Below are 17559 nucleotides of genomic sequence, written 5' to 3' on the forward strand. Positions count from 1 at the left end.
GTACGCTCGCCCCGCCCCCTCCGCATCCCCCTGCCCCCACCGTCGAGTCCGCGAACTTTGCACGCCCCACGCCGTCGAAGTGTGCAAAATGTGCGGACTCGACGGTGGGGGTCAGGGGGCGAGGGAAGTGCGGGACGAGCGGGCGGCGCGCGAGGGACGGGACGCGATCGCGGCGTCGAGGGCGACGGCGGTGAGGGTGAGTGCGCAGACGCCTGCGGCGCAGAGGATGAGGACCCCGGCGCCGAACGGAGCGATCAGTCCGGCGGCGGCCACGCCGATCGCGCTCCCGGCCACCTTGACGCCGGCGACGGTCGCGAAGACGCGCGCGGCTGCCCCGGGCGGCGAGTACTCGGTGCGGGCGGCAAGGGTCGCCGCGAACAGGGCGGAGTTGGATGCTCCTACCAGCGCGAACGCCACACCGCCGATCGCTGTCTCGGCCGAAGGCGCAAGCAGCGCCGCCAGGGGCAGCAGCAGCGCGACGCCCGTGACCGCGACGCCGATGCGCACCAGCCGCTCGGGCGACCCGGACAGCGGCCGTGCGATGAGCAGAAGCGCCGCGGCCAGGCCGCCCGCGCCGTACAGCGCCATGAGGAGGGCCGCCGACGACGGCGCCGCGCCTCGGCTCGACGCGAGAGCGGCCGCGATCACCGGCGCCGCAGCGAGGGCGGTCGCCGAGCCGACCGTGGCGACGGTGGTGCGCCGAAGGGGCGCGGACGTCAGCAGCACTCGAAGGATGCCGCCGCCCGCAGCACGCGCTGCGGTCCGGCGCGTGCGCGGCAGCCAGAGCACCGGGACCGCGGCGATCACCAGCAGCCCTGCCGTTGCGGCCAGTGCTCCGGCGGGCGAGAGGAGGACAGCGCCGGCGGCGATGGCGGCCGGGCCGACTGTCCCCGCGGCGCCGTACGTCAGCGCGTCCAGGGCCTGCCCGCGCCGTCGGGTGACACTGGCTGCGTCCGCCGCGGTCGCATCTGCCGTCGACCGAACCGCCAGGATGGACGCCAACCGGCTGCTCAGCCCTCCCGTGACGAGCGGTCCCGCGCATCCCGCCGCCGCCAGCGCCGCCGCCGCACCGATGATGCTCACCGGCAGCGTCACCGCGGCGACGACGAGAAACGCCGCGTACCAGAGGAAGGCGCCGGCGAGCACCGGACCCGGCCGCTCGCGCGCATCCAGCAGCCGTCCGGCGAGCGGCCCGATCAGGTGCGGGATGGTGAGCGCGGCGGCCAGCAGCCCTCCCGCGGCGGGACCGCCGACGGCCGTTCCCGCGAGCACCGCCGCGACGATCGCCCCCGCGTCCGCCGACCGCGCCGTCACCGCCGAGGTGAGGTAGGCGATGACGCCGGCTCTCCGCTCGCTCATGCGCCACACGTTGCTCCGGGTCGCGTCACCTGTCAAGATAGTGACGTGACTTTCGAGTTCGTCGCGGGCAATCTCGCCCTCGACTTCGTGGCGACCGTCGCCGAACGCCGGACGACGGCGGTCGAACGCGTCCCGACCCCTGAGGCGCTGGCCCGCTGGTTCGCCGACGCGGGAGTGGTGGATGCGCCGCCGCCTGTCGACGACACCGGCCACCGCGAGGCCCTCCGCCTCCGCGAGACGATCTGGCAGCTGCTCACCACGGATCCGGGCGAACCGCTCGACGCGGACGCCGTCCGGCAGCTGCAGCGTCACGCCGCGGCGCCCCTCCCGGTCGCCGTCCTCGCGACCGACCGTGCCGTCACCACGACGGGCGACCTCAGCGGCTGCCTCGCGGCGGTCGCGCGGGCCGCCGTGGACGCGTTCCGTCCCGAGAACGCCCGGCACCTCAAGTGGTGCGAGGGCACGGACTGCACGCGGCCGTTCCTGGACGCGTCGCGCGCATCCAATCGCCGCTGGTGCGGGATGGCCGGCTGCGGCGACCGCGCGAAGGCCGCCGCCTACCGCGCCCGCAAGCGCGCCGGACGCGGTGCGCCTCAGGTGCTCTGACGCACCACCAGCTCGGTCGGCAGCAGCGTCACGCGGTCGACGTTCTCGCCCGCGAGGCGCCGCACGAGCACGCGCGCCATGGTCTCGCCCAGGCCGATCGACGGCTGGTGCACCGTCGTCAGCGGCGGCGTCGACATCAGGCCGAAGCTGTCGTCGTCGTACCCGACCACCGCGATGTCGCCCGGGATGCTGAGCCCTGCCTCGTGGATCGCCGAGTACGCTCCGGCCGCCATCTGGTCGTTCGCGGCGAACAGCCCGTCGATCGGACGGCCCTCCGCCAGCAGCCGCCGCATCGCTTCCGAGCCCGAGGCGGGTGAGAAGTCGCCATACGCGACGCGTGTGGCGTCGAGCCCGGCCGCATCCATCGCCCGCTTCCAGCCCGTGTAGCGGTCGAGGCCGGCCGGCATGTCCTGCGGTCCGGTGATGAGGGCGATGTTGCGTCGCCCGCGGTCGATCAGGTGCTGGGTGGCGACCTGAGCGCCGGCGACGTTGTCCACATCCACGTAATACGAGAGGTGCTCGGTCTCGCTGACCGGGCGTCCGCCGAAGACGAGCGGGAGGGATGCGCCCAGCTGCGCGTAGGAGTGGTCGCCCGAGTGGTGCGAGACCACGAGCGCTCCGTCGACGTTGCCGCCCATCAGGTAGCGCCGGGTCTTGTCGGGGGTGGTCTCCGACGAGATCACCATGTTGAGCGTGTACTCCGTGTCGGCGAGGCTGAGCGCCACCCCCTGGACGATGGACGCGAAGAACGGGTCGGCGAACACCTTGGCCGTCGACTCCGGCACGACGAGGGCGACGACCTGCGTGCGCCGTGACGCCAGCGAGCGCGCGGCGCGGTTGGGCACGTAGTTGAGGTCGGCGATCGCCCGCTCGACCGCGGCGACGACCTCCGCCGTCACCTTGGGCGATCCGTTGACGACCCTCGACACGGTCGCGCGCGACACCCCGGCGCGCGCGGCCACCGCCTCCAGGGTCGGCACCGCCCCGCCCGTGATCTGCTCCGTCGTCATCGGGTCTCCTCGTCGCTCGCGTCCATGCTAGACGCGCGACGCGGCGACCTCCTCCGCGACGCCCTCCGCGCGTGCTGCCGCGATGACCTCGGCGAACGCCCGCCCCGAGTCCTTGACCGTGCGCTCCTGCGTCTCGTAGTCGACGCGGACGATCCCGAACCGCTTGGCGTAGCCCCACGCCCACTCGAAGTTGTCGAGCAGCGACCAGACGAAGTACCCGCGCACGTCGGCTCCCTCGTCGATGGCGCGACCGACCGCGTCGAGGTGGGCGAGGATGTACGCCGCGCGCTCGCTGTCGTGCACGCGGCCGTCGTCGGACACGACGTCCTCGTACGCGGCGCCGTTCTCGGTGATGTACAGCGGCGGGAGGGTCGGATAGTCGCGGGTGAGGCGCACCAGCAGCCCGCGCAGCCCGTCGGGGTTGACCTCCCATCCCATCGCGGTGGTCGGCAGGCGCCGCGACGGGAAGGTCACGTCCTCGCTTCCGACGAACGGTGACGAGGTCGGCCGCGGCGTCGGCACGACCGGCGCGGGTTCGTCCGCGCCAAGGGGATGCCCGCTCACGTTGTCGTCGTGGTAGTGGTTCACGCCGAGGAAGTCGAGCGGCTCCGCGATCGCGGCGAGGTCGCCGTCGTGGACGAGCTCCTCGAACCGGTACTCGCGAACGTCCTCCAGCACGTCGGCCGGGTAGGCGCCGAGCAGCAGCGGCTCGAGGTACATCCGGTTCCACAGGCCGTCGATGCGGCGGGCGGCCTCGCGGTCCACCGGATCGGCGGGATCGTTCGGCACGGCGGTCGTCAGGTTGAGCGTGATGCCCAGCTTCAGCTCATCGCCCTTCCCGCGCTCGGCAGCCCGCGAGCGGATCGCAGCGGCGGCGAGCCCGTGGGCGAGGTGCTGGTGGTGCAGCGCGGCGAGCCCGGCGCGCGGCTCCTGCCGCCCGGGGGCGTGCTCGCCGCCCGCGTAGCCGATCAGGGAGGAGCACAGCGGCTCGTTGAAAGTCGTCCAGTGGTCGACCCGGTCGCCGAGGGCGTCGTACACGGCGATCGCGTAATCCCGGAACCGGTACGCGGTGTCGCGGTCCGCCCACCCGCCCTTCTCCTCGAGCGCCTGCGGCATGTCCCAGTGGTACAGCGTGAGCCACGGCAGGATGCCGGCGCCGAGCAGCTCGTCGACCAGCCGGTCGTAGAACGCGAGCCCGGCCGGGTTCACGGTCCGGTCGCCCGGCTTCACCCGCGCCCACGACGTCGAGAACCGATACGACTGCAGCCCGAGGGAGGCCATGAGCGCGACGTCCTGCGGCATGCGGTGGTAGTGGTCGACCGCCACCTCGGGGGTGTCGCCGCCGGCGATCGTCTGCGGGACCCGGGCGAAGGCATCCCAGATGGAGTCCTCCTTGCCGTCCTCGTGGGCGGCGCCCTCGATCTGCGCTGCGGCGGTGGCCGACCCCCAGAGGAAGCCGTCGGGCCAGGTGCGGTTCATTCTCAACCTTTCACCGCGCCGGCCATGATGCCGGAGACCAGCTGCCGGCCGGCGAGCACGAAGAGGATCAGCAGGGGGATGGTGGCGAGCACGGCTCCGGCGAGCACGATCGAGTAGTCGACGTACTTCGCCGACTGCAGCTGGCTGAGCGCCACCTGCAGCGTCGGGTTCTGCGGCGCGACGAGCAGCGGCCAGAGGTAGTCCGTCCACGCGGTCATGAACGTGAAGAGGCCGAGGATAGCCATGGCCGGTCGCGCGGCCGGGACGCCGACGTGCCAGAACGTGCGGATCATGCTCGCGCCGTCGACGCGGGCCGCCTCGATGAGCTCCTCGGGGATCACGTCGACCAGGTACTGCCGCATGAAGAACACGCCGAACGCCGTGACCAGGGTCGGCACGATGACCGCGCCGAGGGTGCCCGTCCAGCCGAACTGCTTCATGACCATGAACAGCGGGATGATGCCCAGCTGTGTCGGCACCGCCAGCGTCCCGACGACGAAGACCATGAGGCCTTCCCGTCCGCGGAAGCGCAGCTTGGCGAACGCGTAGCCGGCCAGCGTCGAGAATCCGACGACCGAGACGGTGATGACCGACGCGACGATGATCGAGTTGCCGAGCGCCAGCCAGAACGGCACGGTGTTCAGCACTTCGCCGACGTTGGTCCAGAACTGCCCGCCGGGCAGCAGGGGCGGCCAGGTCGACGTGAGCACAGTGCTGTCGCTGGAGCCGGCGACGAACGACCACCACAGCGGGTAGGCGCCGCCGATGAACAGGGCGAGCAGGATGCCGTAGGTGAGGAATCCGGGCCGGCGGTCGATGCCGAGGGCCTTGCGCTTGGGGGCCCGTCCGGGTCGGGTCCCGGCGACGGGGCGGGGCGCGCGGGTCTCGCGTGCTGTGGCGGTCACAGGTTCTTCTCCTCGCTCGCTGCGGCCAGGATGCGCGAGGCCTGCAGTCGTTTCGCGGTCCGTTTCTTACTGAGCCGGCTCTCGGTCGAGGCGATGCGGCGCGAGATCAGGAAGTTGAGCACGCCGAACACCACGATCAGAAGGAACAGCAGCCACGCGATCGCGGAGGCCTTTCCGAAGTTCTGACGGTTGAACGCCATGTCCCAGAGGTAGAGCACGGTGGTCTGGTACTGCCGCTGCGGGCCACCCGGGACTGCGCTGGACGGATTGAACAGCTTGGGCTCGGTGAAGATCTGCAGTCCGCCGATGGTGGCCGTGATGATGACGAAGATCATCGTCGGGCGGATGCTCGGCAGCGTGATCGAGAAGAAGCGGCGGAACGATCCGGCGCCGTCGAGGGCGGCCGACTCGTGGATGTCGCGGGGGACCGCCTGCATGGCGGCCAGCAGGATGAGCGCGTTGTAGCCCGTCCACCGCCAGTTCACCATGGAGGCGATGGCGACGTGCGACGGGAAGGTCTGGGTCTTCCACATCACCGGGTCGAGGCCGATGGCCTGCAGCATGTTGTTGATGAGCCCGTACTTCTCGTCGAACGCGCTCGAGAAGATGAGGGTCACGGCGACAGGGGTGACGACGTAGGGGAGCAGCACGCTCATCCGCCAGAAGGTCTTGGCGCGGATGTTCTGGTCGAGGATCGCCGCGATGAAGACGGCGGCGATCAGCTGCGGGATGGCGGAGAGCAGGAAGATGCTGATCGTGTTGAACAGCGAGTTCCAGAAGAACGGGTCGCTGAGCTCCGCTGCATAGTTCTTGAAGCCGACCCACTCGCCGGGCCCGGTGAGCAGGTTCCAGTTGTTGAGCGAGACGACGAACGTGTAGACGAGCGGGAAGAGCCCGACCAGCCCGAAGAGGATGAAGAAGGGCGCGATGTAGAAGTAGGGCGACGCCTTGACGTCGAAGCGGCTGAGGCGCTGCTTGAAGTTGAGGTCGGCGCGTGGGGCGCGGCCGCGCCGCCGCGATGCAGCGGGGGCGGCGGCGCCTGCGGCGTCGTCCCGGGCGGTGGGTGCGGTGGTGGTCATGGCGGTTCTCCCCGTGGAGCGGGCCCCCGCCGCTGTTGCGACGGCGGGGGCCCTTGTGCGGTTTCGGGTTACTTGTTGACGACCAGCTGGTTGAGCAGCTTCATGGCGTTGCTCCATGCCTGGTCGCCGTTCGCCTTGCCGGAGTCGAGCTCCTGGACGGACGGCCCGAACACCTGCGACTGGATGACGGAGTCGTCCGGTCCCTTGTACTGGGCGACGACGCCCTTGGCGCGCTCACCGAGGATCTGGCCGATCGGCGCGTTGTTGAAGAACTTCGTCAGGTCGCTCTCACCAGTGACGCCCGCGTCGGTCTGGGCGGCGGTCACCGACGGGAAGGTGCCGGCGGCCTGGAAGGTCTGGACCTGCGACTTGGCGGTGGTCAGCCATGCCGCGAGGGCCGCGGCCTCCTTCGGGTGCTTCGACTGCTTCGGGACGGTCAGGAACGATCCGCCCCAGTTGGCCGCGCCGCCCGGGAACACGTTGGCGAAGTCCCAGCCGCTGGTGGCATCCCCGCCGCCGGCCTTGACCTGGCCCTGCACGACGCCCAGCATCCAGCCGGGGCAGACGAACGTGGCGAAGGAGCCGTCGGTGAAGGCCTTGCCCTTGCCCCAGTCCCACTGGGTCTGGTTGGAGGAGAGACCGGCAGCAGCGCCGGCCGCGAGCTTCGACCACAGTGCCTTGAGGTCGCTGTTGTCCTCGATGTTGAGCTTGCCGTCCTTGGTGTAGTAGCCCTCCTCCTGCTGGTTCACCATGGCATTCCAGATGAAGCCGGACTGGTCGTACCAGGGCTTGCCGGTGGCGGCGTGGTACTGCTCGCCGACCTTGAAGAAGTCGTCCCAGGTGGCGTTGTCGCCGCCGAACAGCTTGGCGACGGACTCGCGGTCGCTGGGGAGGCCGGCCGCGGCGAAGAGCTTGCCGTTGTAGCAGAGGCCCTCCGGTCCGATGTCGGTGCCGTAGCCGATGATCCGGCCGCTCTTGTCGGTGGCCTGCTTCAGCTTCCAGTCGACCCAGCGGTCCTTGATGTCGTTCGCGCCGTAGTCCTTCAGGTCGTTGAACTGGTCGGAGACCTGCATGACCTTGCTGAGCCAGCCCTCTTCGACGGCCTGGACGTCGGGGAGGCCGCTTCCGGCCGCCTGCTTGGTCTGCCAGTCGGTGAGCGCGTTGTCACCGGTGTCGATGTTGGTGGCCTTGATCTTGATTCCGGGGTGCTCTTTCTCGTACTGCGAGTAGAGCTTGTCGAAGCCCATCGTGCCGAACGTGGTGACGGTCAGCGTGGTGGGGTCCGAGCTCGATCCGCTGCCTCCGCTCGATGAGCATCCGGCTGCGATGAGGGCGAAGGATGCTGCGCCGGCGACGGCCGCGGCGATCCTGGTGCGTCGTGAAAGCTTCACGGTTCACTCCTTTGTGCGTGTGTCTTGTGTGCGCCTGGTGCGCGCTGAGAGCGCTCTCATTCTGAAAGCGTGAGAGCGCTCTCACGCGTTGGAACAGAATGTAGATCGCTTCGCGTGCTCGTGTCAAGTCCTGCGTGGTCGCGCTCTCATCCGCGTCTTTCCGGGACATGCGAAACGGCCGCCACCCCGAGGGGTGACGGCCGTCCCGTGAGCGTCGCGCTAGTCGACCGCGGGCCGCGGGCGCTGCGCCCGAGTGGATGCGGTGTCCGCACCCGGCTCGATCAGCGCACCGAATTCGGCAGCAGCGCGATTGGCGATGATGCCGGTGTCGTACTCCTCGGCGTCGTCGTCCTCCGCCGCGGAGGCGAGCACGCCCGCCGGGGTGAGCGCCCGATCCTTCTCGGCCTGCGCGTCGGCCGCGTCGGCTGCGTCGTCCGCCGCCTCCTGCAGGGCCGACTTGGCGCGCAGCGGCGGGGTCTTGAAGAACAGCGACAGCACGAAGGCGATCAGCACCACGATCATCGCGACCCAGTAGACCGTCACCGCCGAGGCGTTGAAGGCGACGAGGAACGGCTGCGCGAGGCGCGGGTCCGCGTCGTTCAGGAACGAGGTGTCGTTGACGTCAGCGCTGTTGGAGCCGCTGTTCGTCGTCTTGAGCTTGTCGGCGACCGTCGGCACGACGGCGTCGACGACCTGCTTGCGCTGATCGGCGTTCGAGAAGTCGATCGGCTCGGCGGGCACCTTCTGCTCGGCGACGGCCTGCGGGACGCCCTGGGCGACCGCCTGCTGGACGCCGGCCTGGTGCGCCTGGGCCTGCGCCTGCTTCTCGATCGGGTCGACGATCTTGTTGTAGATCTGGTCCATGATCTGCTTGTTCTCGGGCGCGCTGGCGACCGATGGGGTGAGCGCGGCATCCAGAGCGCTGGTCAGCGTCGGGGTGTCGGTCAGCGCCGTCTTGATGTTCGTCGGGAACACCGTGAACAGCAGGGACAGCAGGACGGCCGTGCCGAGCGTTCCACCGATCTGCCGGAAGAACGTGGATGCGCTGGTCGCGACACCCATGTCCCGCAGGCCGACCGAGTTCTGGCTGGCGATGGTCAGCGTCTGCATCAGCTGGCCGAGGCCCAGGCCGATCAGCAGCATGGCGCCCGCGATGAACCAGTACGAGTCGTCCGCCTTGATGAAGGTCAGGTAGAAGAACCCGCCGGCGAGCATCGCGGTACCGATGATCGGGAACTGCCGGTAGCGGCCGGTGCGCGCGATGATCTGGCCGGAGACGATCGACGACACCATCAGGCCGAGGATCATCGGCAGCAGCTGCAGACCGGACTCCGTCGGAGTCGAGCCGAGCACCAGCTGCAGGTAGAGCGGCAGGGTCAGCATGGCTCCGAACATCCCGAAGCCCACGAAGACGCCGATGATGGTCGCCATCGAGAAGGTGCTCGAGCGGAACAGCTTGATCGGGATGAGCGCGTCGTCCTTCATCGCGATCTCGATGAGGATGAACGCGATGACGCCGATGACGCCGATCACGTAGCAGGCGATGGAGGCCGGGCTGTCCCAGCCCCACGTGCGGCCCTGCTCGGCCACCAGCAGCAGCGGGACGAGCGCGACGATCACGCCGGCTGCACCCCACCAGTCGATGCGGGCGGACCCGCGTTCCCGCTTGGGCAGGTGCAGGAACCGCAGCACCATCGCGAGCGCGGCGAGGCCGATCGGCACGTTGATGAGGAAGACCCAGCGCCATCCGGTGATCCAGAGGATCTGGTCCGCACCGGCGAAGAGTCCGCCGATGAGCGGGCCGATGAGGCTGGAGATGCCGAAGACGGCGAGGAAGTAGCCCTGGTACTTCGCCCGCTCTCGCGGTGCGAGCATGTCGCCCATGATCGCGAGCGGCATCGACATCAGACCGCCGGCGCCGAGGCCCTGGATGGCACGGAAGGCCGCGAGCTCGACCATCGACGTCGAGAACGACGCGAGGATCGATCCGACGATGAAGATCACGATGGCGATGACGAACAGCGGCCGACGGCCGAAGATGTCGGAGAGCTTGCCGTAGATCGGCGTCGAGATCGTCGAGACGATCAGGTAACCGGTGGTGACCCACGCCTGCTCGCTGAGTCCGTGCAGGTCGTCGCCGATGGTGCGGATCGCCGTGCCGACGATCGTCTGGTCGAGGGCGGACAGGAACATGCCGGCCATGAGGCCGAAGATCACGAGAAGGATCTCGCGATGCGACATGATCGGTTTGGGTGCGGCTGTCGCCGCGCTGGTCTGACTGGACATCTGTCTCCGTGTCGAGAGTCGGGTGTGGGGACGCCCGGCACGCGGAACGTCACACCGGTGTGGGGCAAAGAGAATTTTGCGGAGACTGCAAAGTTACACCCGCTGCCTCGATACTCACAACGCATGCGGGAGGTACCGCGCTCACTCGTTCGCCAGCGGCGAACAGGGGACGGTGGCAGCGTTGCCATCAGCGGGAAACCGCGCTCTCCGTGTGGCGGAAAACGAACGCAGGTGGCCCCCATCCAGGTGACGCATATATAGAAGGCGTACGTTGGAAACGCCGACCCCCGACCGTCTCTTAAATCGCCTCGAAAGTTCTATGAGATCTCTCAGCCGTCCCCGCCGCATCCTCGCCGCAGCCGCTGTCGCCGCCTCCGCGGCGCTCGTCTTCACGGCATGCGCCGGTGAGCCGTCGCCGGTCACGAAAGCCGTCGCGCAGGCCGCCGCGCCCACGCCGTCCCCGTCCGCGACCGTCGTGTCGTCGGTGCAGCCCGCCGCGGGCAGCGTCTCCGGCGGAACCGTCACCCTCACCGGCTCCAACCTCGAGAAGGTCGCAGCGGTCCAGGTCGGCGGTCAGTCGGCCACCGTCACCCACGCCACCGACGACAAGGTCGTGGTCACGGTGCCCGCCGCCGCCAACTTCCAGGCGGGCAGCGTGCCCATCACGGTCACCGATAAGAGCGGCAAGCCCGTGACCGCGACCACCGCCACGTACGACTACCAGGTGCAGACGCCGGTCGACAAGCAGCTCGCGTACGCGCTCACCTACTGGAAGAACTACAACACGGCCGAGTACGGCGACCTCAACCCGGTCGGCGGCGACTGCGCCAACTTCGTCAGCCAGACCCTCATCGCCCGTGGCTGGCAGATGAACGGCGACTGGTACAACCACGACGCCGCGGCCGACTGGAGCCCGGCGTGGGGATACGTCCCCGCCATGGACAACTACTTCCGTGAGAACGCCGCCAAGCTGGGTCTCACCGAGTACTCGTTCGACCAGCGCGACAAGATCAAGGTCGGCGACATCGTGATGTTCGACTGGAACGACAACAACTCGCTCGACCACGTCCAGATCGTGTCCGCCGTGCAGAACGTGAACGGCCAGATCAAGATCAAGATGGTGGGCCACAACGAGGACAGCGACTACCGCGACCTCGACGAGGCCATCACGGTCGACCACCCGGGTGGCATCGGCCACTTCTGGAGCCTCTCCAAGTAACGGTCGCCATTCCGGTCACACCCGCCGGGCCGCGTCACGTGCGTGAGCTATGCTCATCGCGTGACTCTGGGGGGTGCCCGCGAACGGCGGGTGGGGATGCGGCGCGCCGCCGTGATCGGCGGCGCACTCGTGGCGATGCTCGTGCTCTCGGGATGCGTCCCCGGCTCTGTCGCGGCGGCCGGCGCGACGCATCGTCCGACACCGCACCGCTCCGCCCCGTCGCCCCGGCCGCCGCGTCCGACCCCCACCCTCCCGCCGACGCCGACACCGGTGCCCTTCGACAAGACGGCGCAGTCGACCGACGATCCGGCCAGTCCCTGGGTCGTGGTCAACAAGGCGCGGGGGCTGAACCCGGCGAACTACGCCCCCACCGACCTCATCTATCCGGACCTGCCGAACCTCAACGACCAGCCGATGAGGCAGGAGACTGCCGCCGCCGTCGTGGCCATGTTCCAGGCGGCGAAGTCGGAGGCGGGCCTGAGCCTCTCCATCCAGAGCGCCTATCGCTCCTTCGACTCGCAGACGCGCGTGTACGCCGACGACGTCGCCCGGAACGGGCAGGCATACGCGGACACGGACACCGCACGGCCGGGGCACAGTGAGCACCAGACGGGCCTGGCCGTCGACATCAGCGCCGTCCCCGCGCACTGCTCTCTCGACGCCTGCTTCGGCGAGACGGAGCAGGGCCGCTGGCTGGCGGCGAACGCCTGGCGCTTCGGATTCATCCTCCGCTACCCGGCCGACAAGGTCGCCGTCACGGGCTTCACGTACGAGCCGTGGCACTTTCGCTACGTCGGAGTGCTCCTCTCCACGCAGCTGCACACCACGGGCGTCACCACTCTCGAGGAGTTCTTCGGGCTCCCGGGCGGCGAGACCTACCCCGGCTGACGGCGGGGCGACGCTGAGTCAGGCGCCCAGCGCGTCCCCGACGATCCGCTTCGCCTCGTCCTGGACCTCGCGCAGGTCGTCCTCGCCCACGAACGACTCGGCGTAGATCTTGTACACGTTCTCGGTGCCGGAGGGCCGCGCGGCGAACCACGCCGACTCCGTCTGCACCTTCACGCCGCCGAGCGGTGCGTCGTTGCCCGGCGCGCGGCTCAGCTTCGCCGTGATCAGCTCGCCGGCCAGCTCGGTCGCGGTGATCGCGTCACCGTCGAGCTTCGAGAGCGCGGCCTTCTGCTCGGGCGTGGCCGGAGCATCCACCCGCTGGTACACGGGGTCGCCGAACCGCTCGGTCAGCTCGCGGTACAGCTGCGACGGCGACTTGCCGGTCACGGCCCGGATCTCGCTGGCGAGCAGGGCCAGCAGGATGCCGTCCTTGTCGGTCGTCCAGGCCGTGCCGTCGAAGCGGAGGAAGGAGGCGCCGGCGCTCTCCTCGCCGCCGAAGCCGACCGTGCCGTCGATGAGGCCGGGCACGAACCACTTGAAGCCGACCGGAACCTCCCACAGCCGACGGCCGAGCGACTCCGCGACGCGGTCGATGATCGACGACGACACGAGGGTCTTGCCCACCGCGGCGTCCTTCCGCCACTCGGTGCGCGTACGGAACAGGTAGTCGATCGCGACGGCGAGGTAGTGGTTGGGGTTCATCAGGCCGCCGTCGGGCGTGACGATCCCGTGGCGGTCGGCGTCCGCGTCGTTGCCGGTGAGGATGTCGAAGTCGGCGCGTCGGGCGACGACGGAGGCCATCGCGGAGGGGCTGGACGGGTCCATCCGGATCTTGCCGTCCCAGTCGAGCGTCATGAAGCCCCAGGTCGGGTCGACCTCCGGGTTCACGACGGTCAGGTCGAGCTCGTAGCGCTCGGCGATCGCCTGCCAGTAGTTGACGCTCGCGCCGCCCAGCGGGTCGGCGCCGATGCGGATGCCGCTGTCGCGGATCGCCTTCACGTCGATGATGTTCTCGAGGTCGTCGACGTAATGGCCGCGGAAGTCGTAGGTCTCGACGCCCGACGGCTCCGCCATCCGCACCTCGGTCATGCCGTTCGCGATGATCTCGTTGGCGCGCTTCGCGATCCAGCCGGTCGCGTCGGTATCGGCCGGCCCGCCGTGCGGCGGGTTGTACTTGAAGCCGCCGTCCGAGGGCGGGTTGTGGCTCGGGGTGACGACGATGCCGTCGGCCTGGTCGTCATGGCCGCCCCGGTTGTAGCGGATGATCGCGTGCGACAGGGCGGGGGTCGGCACCCAGTCGTCGAACTCGTCGACCAGCACGCGCACCTCGTTGCCGACGAGCACGGCGAGGGCAGTGGTCGTCGCGAACTCGCTCAGCAGATGCGTGTCCGCACCGAGGAACAGCGGGCCGGTGATGCCCTGGCTGTTGCGGTACTCGACGATCGCCTGCGTGGTGGCGGCGATGTGGTCCTCGTTGAACGCGGTGTTCAGCGACGAGCCGCGATGGCCCGACGTGCCGAACACCACGCGCTGCTCCGGGATGCTCACATCCGGCTTCAGCTCGTAGTACGCGCGCCGCAGGGCGTCGACGTCGATCAGGTCGGAAGGCTGGGCGGGGGTGCCGGCTCGTTCGTCCATGGTGACTACTCTTCCACGGCACGGGAGCCACGCCAACGGCTCGGTAAGCTGAGCGGCATGTCCTCCGCCCCCGACAGCGCCCCCGCGGAGCTGCCCGCCTCCCTCGACGACGTGTACAGCTTCCTCGGACCGTCGGGTACCTTCACGGAGGCGGCCCTCAAGCAGGTGCCCGAGGCGCGCGGCAAGCAGTGGCGGGCCGTCAACAACCTCGGCGAGGCGCTCGCGGATGTCGTCGAGGGCCGCAGTGTCGCCGCGATGATCGCGATCGAGAACTCGATCGAGGGCGGGGTGTCGGTGGCGCAGGATGCGCTGGCCACGATCCCGGGCCTGCGCATCATCGGCGAGTACCTCGTGCCGGTGAACTTCGTCCTCGTCGCCCGCCCGGGCACGACACTCGCCGACGTGCACACCGTGAACGCGCATCCCGTGGCCTACGCGCAGTGTCACCAGTGGCTCGACCGTCACCTCCCCGACCACGGCCACCTGCCGGCGTCGAGCAACGTCGCCGCGGCCGCATCGCTCTTCGAGGGCAGCGCGGCGGATGCGGCGGTCGCGCCGCCCGGGATCGTCGACCACCACGACGTGGTCGTCCTCGCCGACAACATCGGCGACAACCCGAACGCCGTCACCCGCTTCGTGCTCGTCAGCACCACGCGCAGCGTGCCGGAGCCGACCGGCGCCGACAAGACCAGCCTCATCGCCGAGCTTCCCGACGACCGTCCCGGCAGCCTCCTCGACCTCCTCGAGCAGTTCTCCACGCGGGGGATCAACCTGAGCCTCATCGAGTCGCGCCCGATCGGCGACGCGCTCGGCCGGTACCGGTTCGTCATCGACGCGGACGGCCACATCGCGGACGAGCGCGTCGCCGACGCCCTGCTCGGTCTCCGCCGGTTCAGCCCGTCCGTGATGTTCCTCGGCTCGTACCCGCGGGCCGACGGTCAGCGGGTGGAGTTCGACCAGCGCTATCGCGACGACGTCTTCACCGAGGCGCGCGAGTGGCTGGCCTCCCTGACCGACGAGGAGCGGCCGGCAGGCGCGCAGGGCGGCGCGTCGGCGTAGGCTGCCGAACAGGACAGCCGGGGAGGTCATCATGGTCGCAGACGAGCGTGACGACAGTGGTCGGGCGGACGGATTCGACCCGCGCTTCGACCCCGCATTCCAGCGCGGTTATCAGCCGCAGCCGGGCGAGCGCGCCCGCACGCGCGTCCGCGCCGATGCTCCCGACTCGGCCTACCGCCGGCCGTCGTCGCTGCTGCGAACGCGTGAGGACGCTGCGCCCGCGACGCCGTCCGAACCGCTGACCCCCTACGAGGAGGCGGCGCTCTCGCTCGATGAGGGCCGCCCCGTCCTGCCCGATCCGCTGGAGGCCGGGGCACCCGCCGCTCAGACGGTCGTGGTCGCCTCCGCCGGCTCGCTCGCGGGCGTCGAGCTGAACCCGCGGCGCAACCCCTTCATCCTCGCCCTCTGGCTCATCGGCGGCGGGTTCGTCGTGCTCGGCATCGTGCTCTACGCCGTCTCGGTGACGTCGTCGTACAGCGGCCCGACGCCCAGCACCGACGTGGGCGCGCTGGTGTTCGCCCAGCTCGGGTGGATGCTCGCGGGGCCGCTCATCACGGTCGGGCTGCTGACGCTCGTCGGTCTGCTCTTCCTGACCGCGCTCTCCGGTCGGCGGATGCGGGATGCGATTCCGGAGGACGACGCCCCGGCGGGATGATGCCGGGCACAGCTGTCTCTCGGAGCGCGCGGAGGTCGCCATACACTGCGGCCAGGCCGACGGCTCTCGACGATGTCGACGACCCGTCGAACCGACGCGAGAGAGGATCCACCGTGACGTTGCGCCGCACTCCCTTCCCCGCCCGTCTCGCTGTCGGCATGCTGGCGGTCGCGGCGACCCTCCCGCTGCTCGCCGGCTGCACCGCCTCGCCCGAACCGAGTGCCAACCCCTCGCCGTCGGGCGCCGCCGACGTCAACGGGCTGCCTGCCGGGGTTCAGCAGGCGACGGACGTGCCGACCGCTGTACCGAACACTCCCGAACTGCGCCGTGCCGTCACCGTCTCGTCGTGCGAGAAGGCGGACGGCGGCTGGAAGGCGGCCGGGACGGCGAAGAACACCACCGACGCTCCCGTCGAACTGACGGTCACCATCTTCTTCACGAGCGACAAGGGCACCGTGCTCGGGACGGGCGACACGAAGGTCGCGGTGGAACCGCAGGCCGAAACTCGGTGGACGGTCGCGTCGAAGCTCACCCCGACCCCGAAGACCCTGTGCGTGCTCCGCGGGGTGGGCTGACTCGCCCGCTCGGCCTGTTCCTTTTGCGCCCGACTTCCGCTCTATAGGCGCGACTTCGGGCGTTCCTCGTCATGATTCGATCAGTAGACCTCTCTGTCCAGGTGAAGCCACCTTCGACAGGCAAGGAGTCCACAGATGGATCGAGACACCCCTCCGAACACCAGCGCACGATCGCCGAGACGGAGGCGAGCCCGGCGCGCCTGGCCCGTGGCCGCCGTCCTCGGCTTGGCCGCGGCCGCCGTCGCCGTCCCGGCGCAGGGGGCCGCCGCGACGCCCGGTCCCGGCTCCTACGTGGCGCTCGGTGACTCGTACGTCGCCGGCCAGGCACTCGACCACCTGACGGGCGCGTACCCCGAGTGCCTCCAGTCCGTGGCGAACTACCCGCGCACAGCCGCGTGGCGTGCCGGGCTGATCGCTAACGACCAGAGCTGCTCGGGCGCGACGATCCCCGACCTCTTCGCCGCGAAGGGCGCGATCCCGGCGCAGACCGACGCGCTCAGCGCATCCACTCAGGTGGTCACCCTCTCGATCGGGGGCAACGACCTCGGGTTCTCGGCCATCCTGCGCTCGTGCCTGGCCGCCTCCGCGGACGGTCCGCTGTGGAGCGGCGAGAAGTCGTGCCGTGAGAAGTACACGGTCGGCGGCGTGGACACCCTGAGCGCGAAAGCGGCCGGGGCCGTCGCTCCGGCGGTCGGCGAGGCCGTCACCCGCATCCGAGCGAAGGCGCCGAACGCCCGCGTCGTCGTGGTGGGCTACCCCACGCTCATGCCGGATGCCGCCCACACACCCGCAGGAGGCTGCTTCTCGCCGCTGACCTCGAGCAAGCCGGCCTTGCCGTTCGCGACCACTGACTTGGACTACTTCCACGGCGTCCAGTCGACCCTCGACACCCGCACCCAGGCTGCGGTCCACGCCGCGGGCGCCGAATACGTCTCGCTGCTGGCCGACACCGCCGAGCACTCGGTCTGCAGCACGACGCCGTACATCGACGGGATCACCCTCTCCGGTTTCGTGCTCTCCCCGACCTCGATGCACCCGAACCTGGCCGGCCTCGGCTACCAGGGCCGGGCCGTCGGCGCGGTGCTGAAGGCGCCGCGCGACTTCCAGGGTGTGACCGGCGCGCTGGTCTCCCTCGGCGGGACCTCCGCCGACCTGCAGATCCACGTTCCGTTGGCTACGCTGCACACCACGCCGGATGTCGCGGCCGAGGTGAACGGGTCGTACGTCGCGAACGTCAACGGCGAGCACGGCTGGTACGTCTGGTTCGAGAACCGTGAGGACACCCGGGTGTACCACGTGACCGTCACGGTCAAGCCGGGCGACACCGTGCGGTTGCGGACGGCGACCGGCGCGGTGCAGGTGCTGACCCTGACGCCGAAGGCGTAGGCCGAGCGGCGCGGTCGCCCTCCC

General features: G+C 70.0%; 15 protein-coding genes. 7 read left to right on the forward strand and 8 right to left on the reverse strand.

Annotated elements, in window-relative coordinates:
- Positions 1-111: 111 nt before the first annotated feature.
- Positions 112-1359, reverse strand: coding sequence for a hypothetical protein (locus H284_RS0111595; protein WP_020076359.1), 1248 nt, complete (start codon positions 1357-1359; stop codon positions 112-114).
- A gap of 45 nt (positions 1360-1404) precedes the next feature.
- Between H284_RS0111595 and H284_RS0111600 the strand changes: the two genes are divergently transcribed.
- Positions 1405-1965 (forward strand): CGNR zinc finger domain-containing protein, encoded by a 561-nt coding sequence (locus H284_RS0111600; RefSeq protein ID WP_020076360.1) that lies wholly within the window; start codon positions 1405-1407, stop codon positions 1963-1965.
- Here the strand turns inward: H284_RS0111600 and H284_RS0111605 are convergent.
- From H284_RS0111605 to H284_RS0111630, 6 genes are all read right to left on the reverse strand, one after another.
- On the reverse strand, positions 1953-2975 hold the full coding sequence (locus tag H284_RS0111605; protein ID WP_020076361.1) for a LacI family DNA-binding transcriptional regulator: 1023 nt from the start codon (positions 2973-2975) through the stop codon (positions 1953-1955). The two genes, H284_RS0111600 and H284_RS0111605, sit on opposite strands and share 13 nt — an antisense overlap.
- A 27-nt stretch (positions 2976-3002) precedes the next feature.
- Entirely contained in the window at positions 3003-4454 is a 1452-nt protein-coding gene (locus tag H284_RS0111610; protein ID WP_020076362.1) for a GH1 family beta-glucosidase, read from the reverse strand.
- Between the two features lie 2 nt (positions 4455-4456).
- On the reverse strand, positions 4457-5359 hold the full coding sequence (locus H284_RS0111615) for a carbohydrate ABC transporter permease (protein ID WP_020076363.1): 903 nt from the start codon (positions 5357-5359) through the stop codon (positions 4457-4459).
- Positions 5356-6438, reverse strand: a complete 1083-nt coding sequence (locus H284_RS0111620) for a carbohydrate ABC transporter permease (RefSeq protein WP_020076364.1) — start codon at positions 6436-6438, stop codon at positions 5356-5358. Before H284_RS0111620 ends, H284_RS0111615 begins: the two co-directional genes overlap by 4 nt.
- Before the next feature lie 68 nt (positions 6439-6506).
- Positions 6507-7829: an ABC transporter substrate-binding protein gene (locus H284_RS0111625; RefSeq protein WP_018192635.1), complete on the reverse strand. Its 1323-nt coding sequence runs from the start codon at positions 7827-7829 to the stop codon at positions 6507-6509.
- Between the two features lie 219 nt (positions 7830-8048).
- Entirely contained in the window at positions 8049-10115 is a 2067-nt protein-coding gene (locus tag H284_RS0111630) for an MDR family MFS transporter (protein ID WP_018192634.1), read from the reverse strand.
- A 319-nt stretch (positions 10116-10434) separates the two neighbouring features.
- On the opposite strand from H284_RS0111630, the gene H284_RS0111635 reads away from it, so the two are divergent.
- Together H284_RS0111635 and H284_RS0111640 are read left to right on the forward strand one after the other, a co-directional pair.
- Positions 10435-11334: an amidase domain-containing protein gene (locus H284_RS0111635; protein WP_020076365.1), complete on the forward strand. Its 900-nt coding sequence runs from the start codon at positions 10435-10437 to the stop codon at positions 11332-11334.
- 60 nt (positions 11335-11394) lie between these two features.
- On the forward strand, positions 11395-12222 hold the full coding sequence (locus H284_RS0111640; protein ID WP_231371187.1) for a M15 family metallopeptidase: 828 nt from the start codon (positions 11395-11397) through the stop codon (positions 12220-12222).
- A gap of 18 nt (positions 12223-12240) precedes the next feature.
- Here H284_RS0111640 and pgm read toward each other — a convergent pair whose 3' ends face one another.
- Positions 12241-13860 (reverse strand): phosphoglucomutase (alpha-D-glucose-1,6-bisphosphate-dependent), encoded by a 1620-nt coding sequence (gene pgm, locus H284_RS0111645; RefSeq protein ID WP_020076367.1) that lies wholly within the window; start codon positions 13858-13860, stop codon positions 12241-12243.
- Between the two features lie 57 nt (positions 13861-13917).
- Between pgm and pheA the strand changes: the two genes are divergently transcribed.
- The 4 genes from pheA (at position 13918) to H284_RS0111665 (ending at position 17535) form a co-directional block, all read left to right on the forward strand.
- Positions 13918-14919, forward strand: a complete 1002-nt coding sequence (gene pheA / locus H284_RS0111650) for a prephenate dehydratase (RefSeq protein ID WP_018192630.1) — start codon at positions 13918-13920, stop codon at positions 14917-14919.
- A 31-nt stretch (positions 14920-14950) separates the two neighbouring features.
- Positions 14951-15574: a hypothetical protein gene (locus H284_RS0111655; protein WP_020076368.1), complete on the forward strand. Its 624-nt coding sequence runs from the start codon at positions 14951-14953 to the stop codon at positions 15572-15574.
- Positions 15575-15687: 113 nt separating this feature from the next.
- Positions 15688-16149, forward strand: a complete 462-nt coding sequence (locus tag H284_RS0111660) for a hypothetical protein (protein WP_020076369.1) — start codon at positions 15688-15690, stop codon at positions 16147-16149.
- A gap of 135 nt (positions 16150-16284) precedes the next feature.
- Positions 16285-17535, forward strand: a complete 1251-nt coding sequence (locus tag H284_RS0111665; protein WP_231371188.1) for an SGNH/GDSL hydrolase family protein — start codon at positions 16285-16287, stop codon at positions 17533-17535.
- Positions 17536-17559 lie beyond the last annotated feature (24 nt).

The organism is Cryocola sp. 340MFSha3.1 (assembly GCF_000383315.1).
Classification (GTDB): Bacteria; Actinomycetota; Actinomycetes; order Actinomycetales; family Microbacteriaceae; genus Leifsonia.

Coding starts and splice junctions, on each gene's coding strand:
- H284_RS0111595 (WP_020076359.1), bottom strand. CDS start 1,359: ATGAGCGAGCGGAGAGCCGGCGTCATCGCCTACCTCACCTCGGCGGTG.
- H284_RS0111605 (WP_020076361.1), bottom strand. CDS start 2,975: ATGACGACGGAGCAGATCACGGGCGGGGCGGTGCCGACCCTGGAGGCG.
- H284_RS0111610 (WP_020076362.1), bottom strand. CDS start 4,454: ATGAACCGCACCTGGCCCGACGGCTTCCTCTGGGGGTCGGCCACCGCC.
- H284_RS0111620 (WP_020076364.1), bottom strand. CDS start 6,438: ATGACCACCACCGCACCCACCGCCCGGGACGACGCCGCAGGCGCCGCC.
- H284_RS0111630 (WP_018192634.1), bottom strand. CDS start 10,115: ATGTCCAGTCAGACCAGCGCGGCGACAGCCGCACCCAAACCGATCATG.
- H284_RS0111635 (WP_020076365.1), top strand. CDS start 10,435: ATGAGATCTCTCAGCCGTCCCCGCCGCATCCTCGCCGCAGCCGCTGTC.
- pgm (WP_020076367.1), bottom strand. CDS start 13,860: ATGGACGAACGAGCCGGCACCCCCGCCCAGCCTTCCGACCTGATCGAC.
- pheA (WP_018192630.1), top strand. CDS start 13,918: ATGTCCTCCGCCCCCGACAGCGCCCCCGCGGAGCTGCCCGCCTCCCTC.
- H284_RS0111655 (WP_020076368.1), top strand. CDS start 14,951: ATGGTCGCAGACGAGCGTGACGACAGTGGTCGGGCGGACGGATTCGAC.
- H284_RS0111665 (WP_231371188.1), top strand. CDS start 16,285: ATGGATCGAGACACCCCTCCGAACACCAGCGCACGATCGCCGAGACGG.